This is a genomic window from Streptomyces sp. NPDC048269, assembly GCF_040652395.1.
Classification (GTDB): Bacteria; Actinomycetota; Actinomycetes; order Streptomycetales; family Streptomycetaceae; genus Streptomyces.
In genome coordinates this window covers 267,932-286,820 of sequence record NZ_JBEZLW010000001.1, presented here as the reverse complement: position 1 = coordinate 286,820, position 18,889 = coordinate 267,932, and the positions used below count along the sequence as shown (strand labels likewise).

The window sequence follows — 18,889 nt, the reverse complement described above, 5'->3', positions numbered from 1 at the left end:
GTGTGTGCACGGCCCTTGACGTGATCTCCGGTCATTGTCACATTCATCAGTGTCAACTTACGGGCACGTACGGCGACCGAGACGGGTGCTGACCATGGCAGGGGACGATTTTCGCGGGTTCAGGGAAGTGCAGCGCCTCGCCTACGAGTGCGCGGAGACCGTCGCCGCGCAGCTGCGGCCCGGGATGACCGAGCGCGAGGCCGCGCGGATGCAGCGGGAGTGGCTGCGCGAGCGCGGGGTGCGCGACTGGTTCCACCTGCCCTTCGCCTGGTTCGGGGACCGCACCGCCTTCGTGAACTTCAGGATCCCGCTGCAGTTCTTCCCCACCAATCGGAAGCTGGAGCCGGGGATGCCCTTCATCCTCGACATGGCTCCGGTCTACAAGGGCTACGCGGCGGACATCGGCTACTCGGGCAGTCTGGGGCTCAACCCCGTGCAGGACCGGCTCATGTCGGACCTGCAGGCCCACCGCACGCTGATCCTGGAGCAGGTGCGCGAGCGCCGCTCGCTGCGCGAGATCTACGAGAACGTCGAGCGGCTCATGAACCGGCAGGGGTACGCCAACCGGCACCGCGCCTACCCCTTCGGCGTGATCGCGCACAAGATCGACCGGGTCAGGGAGCGGCGCTGGTCGCCGACGGCCTTCGGATTCGGCACCCAGTCCCTCAAGGGGCTGGCCTCCGACGCCCTGCACGGGCACCGTGAGGGCTGGTCCCCGCTGTGGAGCCCGTACCACTTCTCCGACCACCCGCCGCAGCCGGGCCTGTGGGCGGTGGAGCCGCATCTGGGCTTCCGGGGCACCGGCGCGAAGTTCGAGGAGATCCTGGTCGTCACCGACTCCCGGGATCCCGAGGAGAACGCTTTCTGGCTGGACGACGACCTGCCGCACGTGCGGCGCTGGGCTGAGGAGGAGGCGGCATGAGCGGCATGAGCGAGGCAGGCACGACGGGACTGGCGGGCGCGCGCGAGCGCTGGGTGAGCACCGGCGGGGTCGAGCTGTGCGTCGTCGAGCTCGGCGAGGCCGACCGGCCCACCGTGGTCCTGGTGCACGGCTATCCGGACAGCAAAGAGGTCTGGTCGGAGGTCGCCGAGCGGCTGGCGTCCCGCTTCCACGTGGTCCTCTACGACGTACGCGGCCACGGGCGCTCGACCGCGCCGCAGCCCCTGCGCGGCGGCTTCACCCTGGAGAAGCTGACCGACGACTTCCTGGCGGTGGCGGACGCGGTCAGCCCGGACCGCCCGGTCCACCTGGTCGGCCACGACTGGGGCTCCGTACAGGGCTGGGAGTTCGCCACCGTCGCACGCACCGAGGGCCGGATCGCCTCCTTCACCTCGATGTCCGGCCCGTCCCTGGACCACTTCGGGCACTGGATCAACAAGCGCATATCGCGGCCCACCCCGCGCAGGGCGGCGCAGCTGCTCGGTCAGGGGGCCAAGTCCTGGTACGTGTACATGCTGCACACGCCCGTGCTGCCGGAACTCGCCTGGCGCGGGCCGCTCGGCAAGCGGTGGCCGGCGATCCTCCAGCGCGTCGAGAAGGTACCGGCCGGCTCCTACCCGACGGCCTCGCTGCCTTCGGACGCGGCCCGCGGTGCCTGGCTCTACCGCGACAACGTGCGGCCGCGCCTGCGCCGGCCGCGCCCCGACGCGTACGCGCACGTACCGGTGCAGCTGATCACCCCGACCGGGGACGCGTTCCTGTCGGAGCGGCTCTACGACGACCTGGAGCAGTGGGCCCCGGATCTGGTGCGCCGCACGCTGCCCGCCAAGCACTGGGTGCCCCGGACCCGGCCCGACCAGCTGGCCGCCTGGATCACCGAGTTCGTCACCACCCGGGAAGAGCCCGCCACGCGGGCACCGGAACAGAAGGCCCCGGGCAGGTACGCCGACCGCTTCGGCGGTCAGCTGGTCCTGGTCACCGGCGCGGCCAGCGGCATCGGCCGGGCCACCGCCTTCGCGTTCGCCGAAGCCGGCGCCCGGGTGGTGGCTGTGGACAGGGACGCCGAAGGCGCGGCGCGCACGGCGGACATGGCTCGTCTGGTCGGCGCCCCCGAGGCATGGGGCGAGTGCGTGGACGTCAGCGACGAGCAGGCGATGGAGAAGCTCGCGGCGAAGGTCGCAGCGGAGTACGGAATCGTGGACGTCCTGGTCAACAACGCCGGGATCGGCCTGTCCGGCGCCTTCCTCGACACCACCACCGAGGACTGGAAGAAGGTCCTCGACGTCAACCTGTGGGGCGTCATCCACGGCTGCCGGATCTTCGGAAAGCAGATGGCCGAGCGCGGCCAGGGCGGCCACATCGTCAACACCGCCTCCGCCGCCGCCTACCTGCCCTCCAGGACCCTGCCCGCCTACAGCACCTCGAAGGCCGCGGTGCTGATGCTGTCGGAGTGCCTGCGCGCGGAACTGGCATCGAAGTCGATCGGCGTCTCCGCGATCTGTCCGGGCATCGTGAACACCAACATCACCGCCACCTCGCGGTTCGCCGGGGTGGACGAGGCCGAGGAGAAGCGCCGCCAGGAACGCTCCTCGCGGCTGTACGGGCTGCGCAACTTCCCGCCGGAGAAGGTTGCCGACGCGATCCTGCGGGCCGTCGTGCGCAACGAGGCCGTGGTCCCGGTGACTCCCGAGTCCAAGGGCGCCCTGTGGATGTCCCGGTTCGCCCCGCGCACCCTGCGGCGCCTCGCGAAGCTGGAGCCCCGGTTGTGACCGGGACCCCGTACGCCATCAGCCCTCGCCGGGTGGCGCTGGACCTGCTGCGCTGGCACGGCGCGGAGGAGGTGGAGCACCGCTCCGTCGCCTTCGGCATGTACCAGCACTGCGGGGGAGGGGGCCTGCCCCGGTACGCGCGGCGCATCGAGGGGATGGTCGTGGTCGCCCCCGTCCTGGCCTGGCTGTGGGTGTGGGGTGCCTCGTACCTCATACGCAACGACCCCGAACTGGGCGGCCGACTGCGCTATTCGCTCCGCGCGCACAACCGGGCGGTGGCCAAAGGCCTGCTCCCCACGTGGAGAGAGCTCGGCACGGCCATACCCCGCTACTTCCGGCGGTCGTACCATCCCTCGCAGGAGGGCTCGCTGCGCAGGGCGGTCGAGTACCTTGCGGCTTCACCTGCCGCCCGGGCCGCAGCGGGCGCGGTCGGCAGAGCCGCGATGTCGTAGGGAGCCGGGATTGTCCGATCAGGCGGTGGCCGAGTACCGGATCGAGGATCTGGCGCACCACAGCGGGGCGACGGTGCGCACGATCCGGGCGTACCAGGACCGGGGTCTGCTGCCGAAGCCGGAACGGCGGGGCCGCTCCAACGTCTACCGGGACACGCACCTGGCGCGGTTGCGCCAGATCGCGGACCTGCTGGACCGCGGCTACACCCTGGCCTCCATCAAGGAGCTGCTGGAGGCCTGGGACGCGGGGCGGGGGCTCGGCGGCGTACTGGGGCTGGTCGCGGAGGTGCACGGGCCGTGGACCGATGAGGAGGCGGCCCGGATCAGCCGGGAGGAGCTGAACGAGCGCTTCGGCGGCAAGCCCGACGACGACGCCGTGCACGAGGCGTGCGCGCTGGGGGTGCTGGAGCGGATCCCGGGTCGGCCGGACCAGTTCCTCGTGCCCTCGCCGCAGGAGCTGGCGGTGGCCGCCGAGCTGTACGCAGCCGGGGTGCCGCTGTCGGCGATCACCGGTCACCTGCGGGAACTGCGCGGCCAGGTGGAGCACATCGCCTCGCGGTTCCTGGAGTTCACCACCGAGCACGTCTTCGCGCGCTACCTCGGGCAGGTTCCGCCGACGGACGCGGACGCGGCGGAGGCGGCGACGATGGTGCGGCGGCTGCGGCCGCTGGCCCAGCAGACCGTGGACGCGGAGCTGGCTCGGGCGATGCGGCTCTTCGCGACCCGGCATCTGCAACGGCACCTGGGGGCGGCAGGGTCACCGCAGCAGTCGGGCCCGTCTCCGGTGGACCTGCCGGCCGGGACGGTGCGGGCCGTGCAGGAACTGGTCGGCGCCGACCATGTGGCGGAGTTCGTCCGGGCCGCGACGGAGCGGGAGCTCCAGGCCCGGACGATGAACGATCTGGCGCGCCGCGCGGACGGGTAGCGCGCCGGGGGGCCGCGGGCTGTGGCCGCCGGTAGTCCACAGGGCGGATCGCGCGTTTGCCGTCAAAACCCACCCAAACAGCTGTGGACAAGTCCCGTTTGCCTGTGGGCAACAACGGTCCCGTCTCAGCCGATGGTCTCGTACGCCGCCTTGGCGGGGACGGCGCCGTCCACCGGCCCGGTCTCGGTCAGGGTCTCCACCGTCAGGGACTTCGGGGACCGGGAGGATCCGTACAGCAGGCCGGCGAGGACCAGGCCGAGGATCCCCCCGATCAGCTGGGCCGCGACGAACCCGGGGAGAGACTGGGGGGCGATCCCGGTGAAGGAGTCGCTGAAGCTGCGCCCGATGGTGCCGGCCGGGTTGGCGAAGGACCCGGAGGAGGTGAACCAGATCGCGGCGGCGATGTACGCGGCGACCGCGGCCGGGATGAGCCTGGGGCGCCCTGTGCGCGCGAGGCCCTGGATGACGAGGACGAGTCCGGCGGTGGCCACGACCTCGCCGACGAGCAGGTGGCCGCCGTCGCGGACCTGGGTGGCGAAGGTGCCGGGGGTCCGGCCGAACATGGCTTCCGCGAGGACGGCGCCGCCGATGGCTCCGGCCGTCTGAGCCGCGGTGTAGACCAGGGCCTCCCGACCGCCGAGCCCCTCCCCGCCGGTACGCCGGGACCACCAGGAGGTGAGGGTGACCACCGGGTTGAGATGCGCGCCGGACAGCGGCCCGAAGAGGGTGATGATCAGCCCGAGGCCGATGGCGGAGGCGACCGAGTTCGCGATGAGGGCGACACCGGTGTCGCGGCTGAGCTCGGCGGCCTGGATTCCGGAGCCGATCACGACCACGAGCAGACCGGCGGTGCCGATCAGTTCGGCAGCCGCGCGGCGTGGCAATGAGGTCTGGGCTGTCATGGTTCTCCCCCTGGGCAGAAGTGGCAGCGGAAAATGTATTCCGTATCTTGGAAGAGCGATAGAGGGTGTCCAGGCGTCCGCGGGCCCGTGAAAAATCCCTGCCGGAAGGCCCTCCGACCGGGCACGCTGGGGTCATGGATGACAGGCGCACCGTGAAGGTGTCCAAATACGTCTCGAAACACCTGCGACATCAGCCGGAACGGATCGGACTGGTGCTCGACCCTCACGGCTGGGTGGAGATCAACGATCTGCTGCGGGCGGCCGCCGCCCACGGCTTCGCCTTCAGCCGCGCCGAGCTCGACCACGTCGTGGCCGCCAACGACAAGCAGCGGTTCGCCGTCGACGGGACCCGGATCCGCGCCAGCCAGGGCCACACGGTCACCGTGGACCTGGATCTCCCGGAGGCCGAACCGCCCTCGTACCTCTACCACGGCACCGTCGCCGCCGCCCTGGACGCGATCCGCGCCGAGGGCCTGCGCCCGATGGCCCGCCACCACGTGCACCTGTCCCCCGACCGGGAGACCGCGACCCGGGTCGGCGCGCGCCGCGGCCGGCCCGTCGTGCTCAGCGTCGACGCGGGAGCGATGCGCGCCGCCGGGCACGTGTTCCGGATCAGCGCCAACGGGGTGTGGCTGGTGGACGCTGTACCGCCGCAGTTCCTGCGCTTCCAGTAGCGACTCCGCAGCTCGCCTCGGCGCACCCCGGTGCACGTCGGCGTACCTCGGCGTGCCCCCGCGAATCCCGGCGTATGCGGCGTGTCCGGGTGCTTCCCAGACAGCTCCGGGTGCGGGAATTCGACAGAGATTGTCGGACCGTCAACCTAATTTGTTCCCCACTCCGGGATCTGTGAGGGGGGGACCTCACGATCGCCGAAGCATCCCCATATGCACGCGAGGTGACGCCCCATGACGTCCACACCCCACAGCTTCCAGGTCGATCTGCGCGGCCTGGTCGACCTGCTCTCCCACCACCTCTACTCCAGCCCGCGCGTCTACGTCCGTGAGCTCCTGCAGAACGCGGTGGACGCCGTCACCGCCCGCCAGGCCCTCGACCCCGAGGCCCAGATCCGCATCCGGCTGTCCGCGGCGGACGGCCGGGTCACCATCGAGGACAGCGGCATCGGCCTGACCGCAGCAGAGGCCCACTCCTTCCTCGCCACCATCGGCCGCAGCTCCAAGCGCGGCAACGACGGCACTGAAGACATCCGAGCCCTGGAGACCACCCGCCGGGAGTTCCTCGGCCAGTTCGGCATCGGGTTGCTCGCGTGCTTCGTCGTGGCTCGCCAGATCCGCGTCGTCACCCGCTCCGCCCGCGATCCGCAGGCCGCACCCGTCGAATGGCTGGCCACGGACGACGGTTCGTACACCGTGCGCGAACTGCCCCACGAGGCACGCCCGGAACCCGGTACCACCGTCGTCCTGGAGGCCCGCCCCGGCTCCGCCGAATGGACCGCCCCGGCCAAGGTCGAGCAGCTCGCCCGCGACTACGGCTCCCTGCTGCCCTACGACATCACCTTCGACGACGGCACGGGCGGCGATCCGCGCCCCGTCACCGACCGGCCCGCGGTATGGGACCGGCCCTTCCCCACGCCCGCCGCCCGGCGCGTTGATGGACGCGGCCGCCGGGGGGGGCTGGAGACGGCCCTGGCGACGGATCCCGGGGCTCCCGGGCTCCGGGCCGAACTCGCCCAGACCTGGCACCAGCTGGCGCAGGTCCTCGACCGGCGCGTGAGCGTGCAGGCGGAATCGTTCGACGATGAGGAGGACGACGAGGACGGTGTGGCCGGTGCGGACAGCGGCTCGGCCGCATCGGCCCAGTCGCTGAGCGAGGCGGAGATCGAGGCGCTGCGCCAGGAGGAGATCGAGCTCTGGGACCGGGCTGCCGCGGTCTACGCGGAACTCGGCCCGGACCATCTGCGGGACCGGTTCCAGTGCCTCAACAACGCCGCCTGGACGGAGCAGGAGCGGGGCCACGCGGAAGCGGGCGCGGCCAGTGTCTCCGCCCTGATCAACGAGGTCGAAGCGCTGCCGGAGGGCGCCGCGCCCGACTGGCTCCTGCCGTCCGCCGAGCGTCTGCGCTCCCAGCTGACGGCCTGAGCCCGCCGCTGCCGTCGGTCGTCGCCGCTCCCCGCCCGGGGCAGCGGCGACGACCATGGGGATCAGCCGTCCAGCTGGGCCAGGGCCTCCACGGCGATCTTCTCGAAGATCGCCTCGTCCGCGGCGAAGTCGGAGTCCGCGATCGGCGCGTGGATCACCAGCTCGGTGAACCCCAGATCGCGGTGGCGGCCCGCGAAGTCGACGAACGCGTCCACGGATTCCAGCATGGTGCTGCGTTCGGGCGTGAAGCCGGTCAGCAGGACCTTTTCCATCGGCTCGAAGTCCCGCCCGATCTCTGCGAAAGCCGTCTCCAGCCCTCCGATCTGCCGGCGCAGCGCCTCCAGTGACTGCTCGGGCGTGCCGTCCTCGAATATCTTCGGGTCACCCGCGGTCACCCAGGCCTGGCCGTGGCGGGCGGCGAGCCGCAGGCCGCGCGGTCCGGTGGCGGCGACCGCGAACGGCAGTCGTGGCCGCTGCACGCAGCCGGGGATGTTGCGGGCCTCCTCGGCGGAGTAGAAGGTGCCCTGCGAGCTCACCGCGCCCTCGGTCAGCAGCTGGTCCAGTAGCGGTACGAACTCGGCGAAGCGGTCGGCCCGCTCACGCGGGGACCAGGGCTCCTGGCCCAGCGCGGTCGCGTCGAAGCCATTGCCGCCCGCGCCGATGCCGAGGGTGATGCGCCCGCCGGAGACGTCGTCCAGGGAGATGAGGTCCTTGGCCAGGGTCACTGGGTGACGGAAGTTCGGCGAGGTGACCAGCGTGCCCAGGCGCATCCGCTCCGTGGCCCCGGCCGCCGCCGTCAGGGTGGGCACCGCGCCGAACCACGGCCCGTCGCGGAAGCTCCGCCAGGACAGGTGGTCATAGGTGTAGGCGGTGTGGAACCCGAGCGTCTCCGCCCGTACCCACTGGTCACGACCCCCTTCATGCCATCGACGTACCGGGAGGATCACCGTGCTCAGACTCAGACTCATGCGTTCGAGCCTACGGCGGCCTTCGTGTTTCACGTGAAACATCGCCTCCCACCGATGTTTCACGTGAAACATCGGGCCGCCGGCCCGGGTGGGGCCGCAGATGGTCCGGCCCTCCGCGGGCGATGGGCGAAGATGGAGCGGTGACCTCGGCTCCCCAGTGCCCGGACGGGCCCACCCCCATGCCCCGGCTCATCGCCACCGACCTCGACGGCACCCTGCTGCGCGACGACAAGTCCGTCTCGCCCCGCACGGTCGCCGCTCTCGCGGCCGCCGAGGAGGCCGGCATCGAGGTCTTCTTCGTCACCGGACGCCCGGCCCGCTGGATGGGCGTGGTCAGCGACCACGTCCACGGCCACGGCCTCGCGATCTGTGCAAATGGCGCGGCGGTCGTCGACCTCCATGCCGGACAGGAATTCGTGCAGGTCAGAGCCCTCCCGAGAGCTGCCGCCCTGGCCGTCGTGGACGCTCTGCGGACCGCGGCGCCGGGCACCTCCTTCGCGGTCGAGCTGACCACCGGCATCAATTACGAGCCGACGTACCCGCCGTTCTTCCAGGACCCGGGCGCCAACGTCGCCACCGCCGAGAAACTGCTGCACGAGGACACGGACGAAAGCGCCGCACCGGTGCTCAAGCTGCTCGCGCACCACGCCGAGCTGGCCCCGGACGAGTTCCTCGCCCTGGCCCGCTCCACCGCCGGCGAGCTCGCCTCGATCACCCGCTCCAGCCCGACCTCCTTGCTGGAGATCAGCGGACAGGGCGTCTCCAAGGCGAGCACGCTGGCGATGTGCTGCGCCGAGCGCGGCATCTCCCCCGCCGAGGTGGTCGCCTTCGGAGACATGCCGAACGACGTGGAGATGCTCAGCTGGGCGGGCACCTCGTACGCAATGGGCAACGCCCATCCGGACGTGATCGCGGCCGCGTCCGGCCGTACGACCGCCAACAACGAGGACGGCGTCGCCGTCGTCATCGAGCACCTCGTGGCCGACCGGATCGCACAGCAACTGCTCTAGGGCAGCGACCGCTCTGGAACCAAAGCCTTCCTGGGGCGCCCTAGAGCGGGGCCTCCCAGACCAGGGTGGTCCCGCCGCCGCCCTCGCCGATGCCGGGGCCGTACGAGCTCGCGCCGCCCAGCGCTTCGGCCCGCCGACGCAGATTCCGCAGCCCGCTGCGCCGTCCGCCGTCGGGGATGCCCACCCCGTCGTCGGCGACCTCCAGCCGGACCCCGGGGCGCCCGTCCGCCAGTTTGACCGTGGAATCCACGACCACCTCGATCCGGGACGCGTCAGCATGGCGGAACGCGTTGGACAGCGCCTCGCGCAGCGCGGCGATCAGGTTCTTGCCCACCAGTTCGCCGACGACCGCGTCGATGGGGCCGAGGAAGCGGTGCGCGGGCTTGAAGCCGAGCGGCACGGCGGCCATGTTGATCTCCCGCAGCACCCGGGTGCGCAGCCCCGAGGGTGCCTCCGCGGGGCCCTGCTGGAGCGCGAAGATCGCGGTGCGGATCTCCTGGATCGTCACGTCCAGCTCGTCCACGGCCTTGCCGACCCCGTCACGGACCTCGGGGACGATGGACCGGCGCTGGGCCCCCTCCAGCATCATCCCGGTGGCGAACAGCCGCTGGATTACCAGGTCGTGCAGGTCTCGGGCGATCCGGTCGCGGTCCTCGAACACGGCGAGGCGCTCCCGGTCGCGCTGCGCCTCGGCCATCATCAGGGCGAGCGCGGCCTGGGAGGCGAACTGTGTGGCCAGGGTCCGCTCGGCCTCGGTGAACGGGCGCTTGCCGCGGGTCCGGGGAGTGACCAGGGCGCCCAGAACCCGGCCGCCGCTCTGCAGCGGAAGCATCATGCAGGGCCCGTACGGGCTGGTGAGCTTGCTGGCCATGCGGGAGTCGGACGCGGCGTCGTCCACGAAGACGGGCTCGCCCTGCAGCAGCCTGTCCACCACCGGGCTCTCGGCAGGGATCACCACGCCGAGCGAGGTGGCCGGGTTCTCTGCGGAGACGGCGACGATCTCCATCCCGCCGTCCTCGGTCGGCAGCATCACGATGCCGGCGGATGAGTCGGCCAGATGACGGGCCTGCTCGGCCACCACCGCGAGGGCGTCGTCGGCGTCCCCGCCGGACAGCAAGGCGGTGGTGACGGCCACCGAACCGTCGATCCAGCGCTCGCGCTGAGTGGCGGCCTCGTACAGCCGGGCGTTGCCGATGGCGATACCCGCCTCGGTCGCCAGCACCCGGACCATGTGGACGTCGTAGTCGGTGAACGCGCCGCCGCCGTTCTTCTCGGCGAGGTACAGGTTGCCGAAGATCTCCCCCTGCACCCGGATCGGGACACCGAGGAAGGTCTTCATCGGCGGATGGTGCGCAGGGAAGCCCGCCGAACGCGGATCCTTCGTCAGATCGTCGAGCTGCACGGTGTCGGAGTGCGAGATCAACGCCCCCAGAAGACCCCGCTTCCCGTCCGGCCGATGACCGATCTTCCGGGCCAGCTCGGGACTGATCCCGTACGTGACGAAGTCCGAAAGCCCACGGCCCTCGGTGTCGACGACGCCGATCGCCGCGTAGCGGGCATGCGCGAGCTCGGCCGCGGTCTCGCAGATGCGGTCCAGCGTGGAATGCAGCTCGAGCCCGGTCCCGACCGACCTCATGGCCTCCAGCAGTTGCGGTACGCGGGCCGTGAGCTCGGTGGACAGTCCTTGCAGGCTCCTGGCGGCCTGGGTGGCGGCCCCCAGCGGGTCCGGGGTTCCAGGTGACGGTTCCCGCGGTTCCTGCGGTTGCTGCGGCTCCTGCAGTGACATGCCCTTGAGACTAGTTAGTCCCCATTAGCGGGGAAAGTCGGCCTGGAGGAAGTCGGCCACGGTCCCGTCCGCTTCCCGTTCCCGCTCCAGCAGCCGCCGCAGCGGCCCCTCGATGGCGGCCAGCTCCGCGTACGACCCGCGCTGGACGACCTCCCCGCCGTCGAGCACGAGCACCTCGTCGACCGCCTCCAGTCCGGCCAGCCGGTGGGTGATCAGGACGGTGGTCCGGCCCTCGGTCGCTTCCAGCAGGTCCGCCGTAAGCGCATCCGCCGTGGCCAGGTCCAGGTGCTCGGCCGGCTCGTCCAGCACCAGTACGGGAAAGTCCGCGAGGAGCGCCCTGGCCAGGGCCAGGCGCTGGCGCTGGCCTCCGGAGATCCGCGCACCGTGCTCGCCGACCAGCGTGTCCAGCCCGTCCGGCAGTCCGTCGGCCCACTCCAGCAGCCGCGCCGCGGCCAGCGCCTCCCGAAGCTCCTCCTCGCTCGCACCGGTCCGGGCCAGCCGCAGGTTCTCCCGTACCGAACTGTCGAAGAGATGCGCGTCCTGGGCGCAGAGCCCGACGAGCGCGCGCACGTCGTCACCGTCGAGCGTGCGGGCGTCGGACCCGCCCAGGGTGTACGCGCCCTCGCGCAGGTCCAGAAAACGCAGCAGGACCTGGGCCAGTGTGGTCTTGCCGGAGCCCGAGGGGCCGACGACGGCGACGCGACGGCCGGCTTCCAAGGTCAGGTCCAGGCCCCGCAGCGCGTCACGTTCCTGGCCCGGATGGCGAGCCGCGAGCCCCGTCAGCCGCAACGGGAAGGGCGAGCCGGGTGCCGCAGCAGGCCGCTCCGGCTCGGCGACGGGAACCGGGGAGTCGATCACCTCGTAAACCCGCTCGGCGCTGCGGCGCACCCGCTGGCGGTACTGGACGGCCAGCGGAAGGCCGTTGACCGCCTCGAACGCGGCGAGCGGCGTCAGCACGGCGCCGGCCATGGCCACCCCGGACAGCCGCCCGTCGTGCACCGCGTCCGCCGCCGTGGCCGCAGCCGCCACGACGGTCAGCCCGCACACCAGGGCGGACAGCCCACTACCCAGGCCACCCGCGGCGGCGCCGCGCGCGGCGATGCGCGTCAGTACGCCGTCGCTCTCCCGGGCCCTGCCCTTGCGGTCTTCCAGCGCCCCGGCGACGGTCAGCTCAGCTGTGCCGGTGAGCAGATCGGCCACCCGGGTGGCGAGTTCACCCCGGGCAGGAGCGAGTCGGCGCTCGGCGCGCCGGGAGCATGCTCCGCTCACCAGCGGAACGCCGACGCCGGCGGCGAGCAGCCCGGCAGCGAGAGCGGCTCCGGCCTCCGGCAGCAGCCAGACGGTGAAGGCGACCGAGCCGGTGCCGACGAGCACCGCGGTACCGACGGGCAGCAGCCAGCGCAGCCAGTAGTCCTGGAGTGCATCGGCGTCGGCCACCAGCCGGGCCAGCAGGTCTCCGCGCCGGTGCTCGCGCAGCCCCGCAGGGGCGATGCGCTCAAGCCGCCGGTACACGGAGACCCTCAGGTCGGCGAGCATCCGCAGGACGGCGTCGTGCGAGACGAGCCGCTCGGCGTACCGGAAGACGGCCCGCCCCATCCCGAAGGCCCGGGTGGCGGTGACCGCCACCATCAGATGGAGCACGGGCGGCTGTTCGGAGGCCCGTGAGATCAGCCAGCCGGACACCGCCATCAGCCCGACGCCGCACCCGACCGCCAGCGCGCCCAGGAGCAGTCCGAGCCTGAAGCGCCCTTGCCAGGCCTTGGCCACCGCGCGTACCCGGCGCAACGGATCGGCTCCGCCCGAGTCCTTCCCGCCCCCGGCCCGCGCCCGCTCTGGCGCGGCTCCGAGGATCCACTCCCCGCCGTCGGAGGTGGCCCGGGCCGGGGCCTCGGCCCGGGTGCCGGCGGGACGGGGGAGCGGCTTCGCCGTGGCGCCGCCCGCCGCTGCGAAGCCGGTCTCCGCGATCGGGACCACCCGGTCGGCGACGGCGAGCAGCGCCGGCCGGTGCACGACCAGCAGCACGGTCCGGCCCACGGCGAGCCTCCGGACCGCGTCCACCACCCCCGCCTCGGTCTCGCCGTCCAGCGCGGCGGTCGGCTCGTCCAGCAGCAGCACGGGCCGGTCCGCCAGGAACGCCCGCGCCAGGGCCAGCCGCTGGCGCTGTCCGGCGGACAGTCCCACACCGCCCTCGCCCAGGGGGGTCTCCACCCCGCGCGGCAGCGCCGTCACGAACTCCCAGGCTCCGGCGTCCTTCAATGCCCGGGCCACCTCCGTGTCGGAGGCCCCTGCCCGGGCCAGCCGTACGTTCTCCCCGATCGTTCCGGCGAACAAGTGCGGGCGTTGCGGTACCCAGGCGATCTGCCCCCTCCACTGTTCCCGGGACAGTTCTGTCAGGTCCACGCCGGCCACCCGTACGCGCCCCGTGGTCGGCGTCACGAACCCCAGCAGCACCTGGAGCAGTGTGGATTTCCCGGCTCCGCTCGGTCCGGTGAGGGCCACGCACTCCCCCGGCTCGACGGTCAGCGAGACCGGGCCGGGCGAATCCTGGCCCCGGCCTTCGTACCGGACGCGGACGCCGTCGAACTCGATGCGCAGGGGAGCGGCGCTCGGCAGCCGGGCCCCACCGGCGGCCGGACGCGCGACGGGGGTCTCCAGCACCTCGAAGATCTCCTCCGCGGCGGCGAGTCCCTCGGCGGCCGCGTGGAACTGCGCGCCGACCTGCCGCAACGGCAGGTACGCCTCGGGCGCCAGGATCAGGATGACCAGTCCGGTGTAGAGGTCGAGTTCCCCGTGGACCAGCCGCATGCCGATGGTCACCGCCACCAGAGCCACCGACAGGGTCGCCAGCAGCTCCAGGGCGAAGGAGGAGAGGAAGGCGATGCGCAGGGTCCGCATCGTCGCGCGCCGGTAGTCGGCGGTGATCTTGCGGATGGACTCGGCCTGCGCCTTGGCCCGTCCGAAGACCTTCAGCGTGGGAAGGCCGGCCACCACATCGAGGAAATGCCCCGACAGGCGTGACAGCAGCCGCCACTGGCGGTCCATGCGGGACTGGGTGGCCATCCCGATGAGGATCATGAACAGGGGGATCAGCGGGAGGGTGACCACGATGATGGCCGCCGACACCCAGTCCTCGGTGACGATACGGGCGAGCACCGCGGCCGGCACGACCACCGCGAGCCCGAGCTGGGGCAGGTAGCGGGAGAAGTAGTCGTCGAGCGCGTCCACCCCGCGGGTGGCCAGTGCCACCAGCGAACCGGTTCGCCGGCCGGTCAGCCAGCCGGGGCCCAGCTCGGCGGCCCGGTCCAGCAGCCTGCCGCGCAGTTCCGACTTGACCGCCGCACCGGCCCGGTGCGCGGCCAGCTCCGTCAGCCAGGCGATCAGGCCGCGGCCCAGCGCCACGGCCGCGAGCAGCAGCAAGGGCGTCCGCAGTTCCGCCCCGCCGAGCCCCTCCTCGAAGGCGCCGACCACGATCTCGGCGATGAGCATCGCCTGACCGACGACCAGCCCCGCCCCGGCGAGGCCCAGTGTCACCACCGCCGCCAGGAAGAGGCGGGTGGAACGGGCGTACCGGAGCAGGCGCGGGTCGATCGGTTTCACGTGAAACATCCCCCAGGGGAGGTCAGGCGGGAGGGGCGGGGTCGGGCCTCAGTGCACGTCGACGATGTGCTGCGTCCCGATCCGCTTGCGGAACACCCAGTACGTCCATCCCTGGTAGAGCAGGACGAGCGGCGTGGCCACGCCCGCGCACCACGTCATGATCTTCAGGGTGTAGGGGCTGGACGAGGCGTTGGTGACCGTGAGGCTCCAGGCGTCGTCCAGCGAGGACGGCATGACGTTCGGGAACAGCGTCAGGAAGAGCATCGCGACGGCCGCCGCGATGGTGATCCCGGACAGTGCGAACGACCAGCCCTCGCGGCCCGCCCGGTTGCAGGCGAGGGCCCCGACCAGTGCGATCACCGCGATGGCCATCGCGACGAGGCTCTTGGCGTCGCCGCTGGAGACCTGGGTCCAGCCCAGGAAGACCAGGGCCAGTGCGGCCGTGGCCGCGCCCAGCCGGGTCGCCAGCGTGCGCGAGCGGTCCCGGAGGTCACCGACCGTCTTGAGCGAGGTGAAGACCGCGCCGTGGAAGGTGAACAGGGTGAGCGTGACCAGGCCACCGAGGATCGAGTAGGTGTTGAGCAGGTCGAGAAAGGTGCCGACGTACTCCTTGTTCTGGTCGATCTTCACGCCGTGCACGATGTTGCCGAAGGCCACGCCCCAGAGGAACGCGGGGATCAGCGAGGTCCAGAAGATCGCGTGTTCCCAGTTGGTCTGCCAGCGGTCCTCGTCCCGCTTGTGCCGGTATTCGAAGGCGACACCGCGGATGATCAGGCAGACCAGGATGAGGAGCAGCGGCAGGTAGAAGCCCGAGAAGAGGGTGGCGTACCAGTCGGGGAAGGCGGCGAAGGTCGCGCCGCCCGCGGTGAGCAGCCAGACCTCGTTGCCGTCCCACACGGGTCCGATCGTGTTGATCAGTACCCGCTTCTCCGTGCGGTCGCGGGCGAGCAGCTTGGTCAGTACGCCGACTCCGAAGTCGAAGCCCTCCAGGAAGAAGTAGCCGGTCCACAGGACGGCGATGAGTACGAACCAGACGTCGTGAAGTTGCATGGTGTGGTCTCCTCAGCCTCAGTACGAGAAGGCCATCGGCCGGTCGGGGTTCTTGTCGTCCCCGCCGATCCTGGTGGGCGGGTTGAGGTCGGCCTCGGTGAGTTCGGGCGGACCTGCCTTGACGTACTTGACCAGGAGCCTGACTTCGATGACGGCGAGCACGGCGTACAGGAGCGTGAAGCCGATCATCGAGGTGAGCACCTCGCCCTGGGAGACGTTCGGCGAAACCGCGTCCCGGGTGCGCAGGACTCCGTAGACCACCCAGGGCTGGCGGCCCATCTCGGTGAAGATCCAGCCCCAGGAGTTGGCGATGAGCGGGAAGCCCATCGTCCAGAGCGCGACGATCCAGAACAGGTTGGCGAACTTCGGGCTCAGCGCGCTCTTGAAGAGGACCAGGTTCGGAACCTCCTCCTCCCCGGTGCGCAGACCCGGCGGCAGCATGAACTTCTTGCGGGTCAGCCACAGGCCCAGCACTCCGACGCCGAGGGAGGCCATGCCGAAGCCGATCATCCAGCGGAAGCCCCAGTAGGCGACCGGGATGTTGGGCCGGTAGTCGCCGGGGCCGAACCTCTCCTGCTCGGCCTTGTTGACGTCGTTGATGCCCGGGACGAAGGAGGTGAAGTCGTCGTTGGCCAGGAAGGACAGCAGGCCCGGGATCTCTATCGCGACCTTGTTGTGGCCCTTCTCGACGTCGCCGTAGGCGAAGACGGAGAAGGGAGCCGGCGCCTCGCCGTTCCAGAGCGCCTCGGCGGCGGCCATCTTCATGGGCTGCTGCTTGAACATCACCTTGCCGAGCAGGTCACCGCTCACCGCCGTGCCCATACCGGCGATGATCATGACGATCAGGCCGAGCCGCAGCGAACTCCGCATCACGGGGATGTGCTTCTTGCGCGCCAGGTGGAAGGCGGCGATGCCGGCCATGAACGCACCGCCGACCAGGAAGGCGGCCGTGATGGTGTGGAAGAACTGGGTGAGCGCGGTGTTCTGCGTGAGCACGTGCCAGAAGTCGGTGAGCTCGGCCCGGCCGCGCTCCTCGTTGATCCGGTACCCGACCGGGTGCTGCATCCAGGAATTGGCCGCCAGGATGAAGTAGGCGGACAGGATCGTGCCGAGGGACACCATCCAGATGCAGGCCAGGTGGATCTTCTGGGGCAGCTTGTCCCAGCCGAAGATCCACAGACCGATGAAGGTCGACTCGAAGAAGAAGGCGATCAGCGCCTCGAAGGCCAGCGGGGCGCCGAAGATGTCACCGACGAATCGCGAGTAGTCGGACCAGTTCATGCCGAACTGGAACTCCTGGACGATGCCGGTGACGACCCCCATCGCGATATTGATCAAGAAAAGCTTGCCCCAGAACTTCGTGGCCCTGAGGTACTTCTCCTTCTCGGTGCGCACCCAGGCGGTCTGCAGGCCGGCCGTGAGGGCCGCGAGCGAGATCGTCAGGGGAACGAAGAGGAAGTGGTAGACGGTGGTGATGCCGAACTGCCAGCGCGCCAATGTCTCCGGCGCCAAAGCTAGGTCCACGTCGTCTTCTCCTTGTCGTCGCCGTGGGTCACAGCCGCAGTCTGCCTGGCGGGTTCCCTCCCGTAACGGGAGGAAGCAGGACACGCTTGTGAACGCGTTCACATTCACAAGCATTATTGCGCACCTGTTTTCGACCCTTCACAGGGGGGTCCCCTCCAGGCCCCCTCCGGATCCCCTCTAGCCAAGAAATTCAACAGATTGTTGAATGTGCTCATGAAGATTCGAATCTCCTGGCCCGCCGGACAGCTCACCGCAACCCTCGACGAGACCCCGACCAGCAAGGCGCTGGCCGAGGCCCTTCCGATCTCCGCCTCCGCGAACACCTGGGGCGAAGAGGTCTACTTCGACACCGGCGTCTCCGTGGCCCTGGAGCACGACGCCCGGCAGGTGGTCGAGCCCGGCACGGTCGCGTTCTGGACCGAGGGCGACGCGCTCGCGCTGCCCTACGGCCCCACACCGATATCGCGCGGAGGCGAGAGCCGCCTGGCGAGCCCGTGCAACGTGCTCGGCTCCTTCGACGGCGACCCCCGCCTGCTGGCCACCGTCCGCGACGGCGACCCCGTGCGAGTGGAACTCGCGTAAAGCGCGGAACTCGCGTAACCCGCGGAACTCACATGACGCGACGGAACACGGCGCCCGGAACTCGGGTAAGTACCTGGTGCGCAGTCCGCAGTCCGCAGTCCGCAGTCCGCAGTCCGCCGGGGGAGCTACAGCTCCTTGAAGAACGCCTCCGCCGCGTGCAGGAAGAGGTCGTTCGCCTCGGTCTCACCGATCGTGACCCGCAGGCCCTCGCCCGCGAAGGGCCGGACCACCACACCGGCCTTCTCGCAGGCCGCCGCGAAGTCGGCCGTCCGCTCCCCCAGCCGCATCCACACGAAGTTCGCCTGCGTGTCCGGGACCGTCCAGCCCTGCGCCAGCAGCGTCTCGTGCACCCGGTTCCGCTCGCAGACCAGCGCGCCGACGCGGCCCATCAACTCGTCCTCGGCGCGCAGCGAGGCGACCGCCGCGTCCTGCGCCAGCTGGCTGACGCCGAAGGGCACCGCCGTCTTGCGCAGCGCCGCGGCCACCGGCTCGTGCGCCACCGCGAAGCCGACGCGCAGGCCGGCGAGCCCGTACGCCTTGGAGAACGTACGCAGCACACAGACGTTCGGGCGGTCGCGGTACAGCTCGATGCCGTCCGGCACGTCCGCGTCGCGCACGAACTCGCGGTAGGCCTCGTCCAGCACCACCAGGACGTCCGACGGCACCCGGTCCAGGAACCGCTCCAGCTCGGCGCGGCGCACGGCGGTACCCGTGGGGTTGTTGGGGTTGCAGACGAAGATCAGCCGGGTCCGCTCGGTGATCGCCTCGGCCATCGCGTCCAGGTCGTGCACATCGCCCTCGGTCAGCGGGACCTGCACGGAGGTCGCACCCGAGATTTGCGTGATGATCGGGTAAGCCTCAAAAGAGCGCCAGGCATAGATGACCTCGTCGCCCGGGCCGGCCGTCGACTGGATCAGCGACTGGGCCACACCCACCGAGCCGGTGCCGGTGGCGATGTGCTCGACCGGCACCCCGAACCGCTCCGCGAGCTCGTTCACCAGGCCGGTGCAGGCCATGTCCGGGTAACGGTTGAAGTTCCCGGCCGCCGCGACCGCGCTCTCCAGCACCCCGTTGAGCGGCGGGTACGGGTTCTCGTTCGAGGACAGCTTGTACGCGACGGGCCCGCCCGCGGCCGCCGGCTTGCCGGGCTTGTATGTGGGAATGCCATCCAGCTCGGCGCGCAGCTTCGGGCTCTTCTCGCTCACCGCAGGTCCTCCTCGACCGTCCCGTACGACGTCGCCGTCGACTCAATACTGCTCACCTTATGAGGATTCCGCTCTGCCGAGAA

General features: G+C 71.0%; 13 protein-coding genes and 2 pseudogenes. 8 read left to right on the top strand and 7 right to left on the bottom strand.

The window, feature by feature from the left end; genetic code table 11:
• Positions 1-94 precede the first annotated feature (94 nt).
• The 4 genes and pseudogenes from AB0D48_RS01405 to AB0D48_RS01390 all read left to right on the top strand — a co-directional run bounded on the left by AB0D48_RS01405 (position 95) and on the right by AB0D48_RS01390 (position 4,086).
• Positions 95-922: a M24 family metallopeptidase gene (locus AB0D48_RS01405; RefSeq protein ID WP_362389535.1), complete on the top strand. Its 828-nt coding sequence runs from the start codon at positions 95-97 to the stop codon at positions 920-922.
• A complete protein-coding gene (locus tag AB0D48_RS01400) occupies positions 919-2,709 on the top strand; it encodes an SDR family oxidoreductase (protein ID WP_362389533.1) in 1,791 nt (596 codons plus the stop codon). Before AB0D48_RS01405 ends, AB0D48_RS01400 begins: the two co-directional genes overlap by 4 nt.
• A gap of 32 nt (positions 2,710-2,741) precedes the next feature.
• Positions 2,742-3,161: pseudogene (locus AB0D48_RS01395) on the top strand (metal-dependent hydrolase); the annotation flags it as partial.
• Positions 3,162-3,171: 10 nt separating this feature from the next.
• On the top strand, positions 3,172-4,086 hold the full coding sequence (locus tag AB0D48_RS01390) for a MerR family transcriptional regulator (RefSeq protein ID WP_362389531.1): 915 nt from the start codon (positions 3,172-3,174) through the stop codon (positions 4,084-4,086).
• Positions 4,087-4,211: 125 nt separating this feature from the next.
• On the opposite strand, the gene AB0D48_RS01385 is transcribed toward AB0D48_RS01390, so the two are convergent.
• Positions 4,212-4,988: an aquaporin gene (locus tag AB0D48_RS01385; RefSeq protein ID WP_362389529.1), complete on the bottom strand. Its 777-nt coding sequence runs from the start codon at positions 4,986-4,988 to the stop codon at positions 4,212-4,214.
• A 134-nt stretch (positions 4,989-5,122) separates the two neighbouring features.
• On the opposite strand from AB0D48_RS01385, the gene AB0D48_RS01380 reads away from it, so the two are divergent.
• Together AB0D48_RS01380 and AB0D48_RS01375 are read left to right on the top strand one after the other, a co-directional pair.
• Positions 5,123-5,662: an RNA 2'-phosphotransferase gene (locus AB0D48_RS01380; protein WP_362389527.1), complete on the top strand. Its 540-nt coding sequence runs from the start codon at positions 5,123-5,125 to the stop codon at positions 5,660-5,662.
• A gap of 231 nt (positions 5,663-5,893) precedes the next feature.
• Positions 5,894-6,595, top strand: a pseudogene (locus AB0D48_RS01375) (ATP-binding protein); the annotation flags it as partial.
• A gap of 551 nt (positions 6,596-7,146) precedes the next feature.
• Here the strand turns inward: AB0D48_RS01375 and AB0D48_RS01370 are convergent.
• A complete protein-coding gene (locus tag AB0D48_RS01370; protein WP_362389525.1) occupies positions 7,147-8,052 on the bottom strand; it encodes an LLM class flavin-dependent oxidoreductase in 906 nt (301 codons plus the stop codon).
• Positions 8,053-8,174: 122 nt separating this feature from the next.
• Between AB0D48_RS01370 and AB0D48_RS01365 the strand changes: the two genes are divergently transcribed.
• Positions 8,175-9,062, top strand: coding sequence for a Cof-type HAD-IIB family hydrolase (locus AB0D48_RS01365; RefSeq protein ID WP_362389523.1), 888 nt, complete (start codon positions 8,175-8,177; stop codon positions 9,060-9,062).
• Between the two features lie 40 nt (positions 9,063-9,102).
• Here AB0D48_RS01365 and AB0D48_RS01360 read toward each other — a convergent pair whose 3' ends face one another.
• From AB0D48_RS01360 to AB0D48_RS01345, 4 genes are read right to left on the bottom strand one after another with little or no spacing between them, the layout of a single operon-like run.
• Entirely contained in the window at positions 9,103-10,848 is a 1,746-nt protein-coding gene (locus AB0D48_RS01360; protein ID WP_362389521.1) for a GAF domain-containing protein, read from the bottom strand.
• A 24-nt stretch (positions 10,849-10,872) separates the two neighbouring features.
• Entirely contained in the window at positions 10,873-14,445 is a 3,573-nt protein-coding gene (gene cydD, locus AB0D48_RS01355; protein WP_362389519.1) for a thiol reductant ABC exporter subunit CydD, read from the bottom strand.
• Between the two features lie 48 nt (positions 14,446-14,493).
• Entirely contained in the window at positions 14,494-15,495 is a 1,002-nt protein-coding gene (cydB, locus tag AB0D48_RS01350) for a cytochrome d ubiquinol oxidase subunit II (RefSeq protein ID WP_362389517.1), read from the bottom strand.
• A gap of 18 nt (positions 15,496-15,513) precedes the next feature.
• Positions 15,514-17,019, bottom strand: coding sequence for a cytochrome ubiquinol oxidase subunit I (locus tag AB0D48_RS01345; protein ID WP_362389515.1), 1,506 nt, complete (start codon positions 17,017-17,019; stop codon positions 15,514-15,516).
• A gap of 213 nt (positions 17,020-17,232) precedes the next feature.
• On the opposite strand from AB0D48_RS01345, the gene AB0D48_RS01340 reads away from it, so the two are divergent.
• Positions 17,233-17,601 carry a cyclophilin-like fold protein gene (locus tag AB0D48_RS01340; RefSeq protein ID WP_362389514.1) on the top strand — a complete coding sequence of 123 codons (369 nt, stop codon included), beginning with the start codon at positions 17,233-17,235 and terminating at the stop codon, positions 17,599-17,601.
• Between the two features lie 125 nt (positions 17,602-17,726).
• On the opposite strand, the gene hisC is transcribed toward AB0D48_RS01340, so the two are convergent.
• Complete coding sequence (gene hisC, locus AB0D48_RS01335; RefSeq protein ID WP_362389513.1) at positions 17,727-18,806, bottom strand: histidinol-phosphate transaminase; 1,080 nt, start codon at positions 18,804-18,806, stop codon at positions 17,727-17,729.
• Positions 18,807-18,889 lie beyond the last annotated feature (83 nt).

What these genes read in the sequence shown, in the direction of transcription:
- AB0D48_RS01360 (WP_362389521.1), bottom strand. Translation starts at nt 10,848, where the DNA reads ATGTCACTGCAGGAGCCGCAGCAACCGCAGGAACCGCGGGAACCGTCA.
- AB0D48_RS01385 (WP_362389529.1), bottom strand. Translation starts at nt 4,988, where the DNA reads ATGACAGCCCAGACCTCATTGCCACGCCGCGCGGCTGCCGAACTGATC.
- AB0D48_RS01365 (WP_362389523.1), top strand. Translation starts at nt 8,175, where the DNA reads ATGGGCGAAGATGGAGCGGTGACCTCGGCTCCCCAGTGCCCGGACGGG.
- AB0D48_RS01340 (WP_362389514.1), top strand. Translation starts at nt 17,233, where the DNA reads ATGAAGATTCGAATCTCCTGGCCCGCCGGACAGCTCACCGCAACCCTC.
- AB0D48_RS01400 (WP_362389533.1), top strand. Translation starts at nt 919, where the DNA reads ATGAGCGGCATGAGCGAGGCAGGCACGACGGGACTGGCGGGCGCGCGC.
- AB0D48_RS01370 (WP_362389525.1), bottom strand. Translation starts at nt 8,052, where the DNA reads ATGAGTCTGAGTCTGAGCACGGTGATCCTCCCGGTACGTCGATGGCAT.
- AB0D48_RS01405 (WP_362389535.1), top strand. Translation starts at nt 95, where the DNA reads ATGGCAGGGGACGATTTTCGCGGGTTCAGGGAAGTGCAGCGCCTCGCC.
- AB0D48_RS01380 (WP_362389527.1), top strand. Translation starts at nt 5,123, where the DNA reads ATGGATGACAGGCGCACCGTGAAGGTGTCCAAATACGTCTCGAAACAC.
- cydB (WP_362389517.1), bottom strand. Translation starts at nt 15,495, where the DNA reads ATGCAACTTCACGACGTCTGGTTCGTACTCATCGCCGTCCTGTGGACC.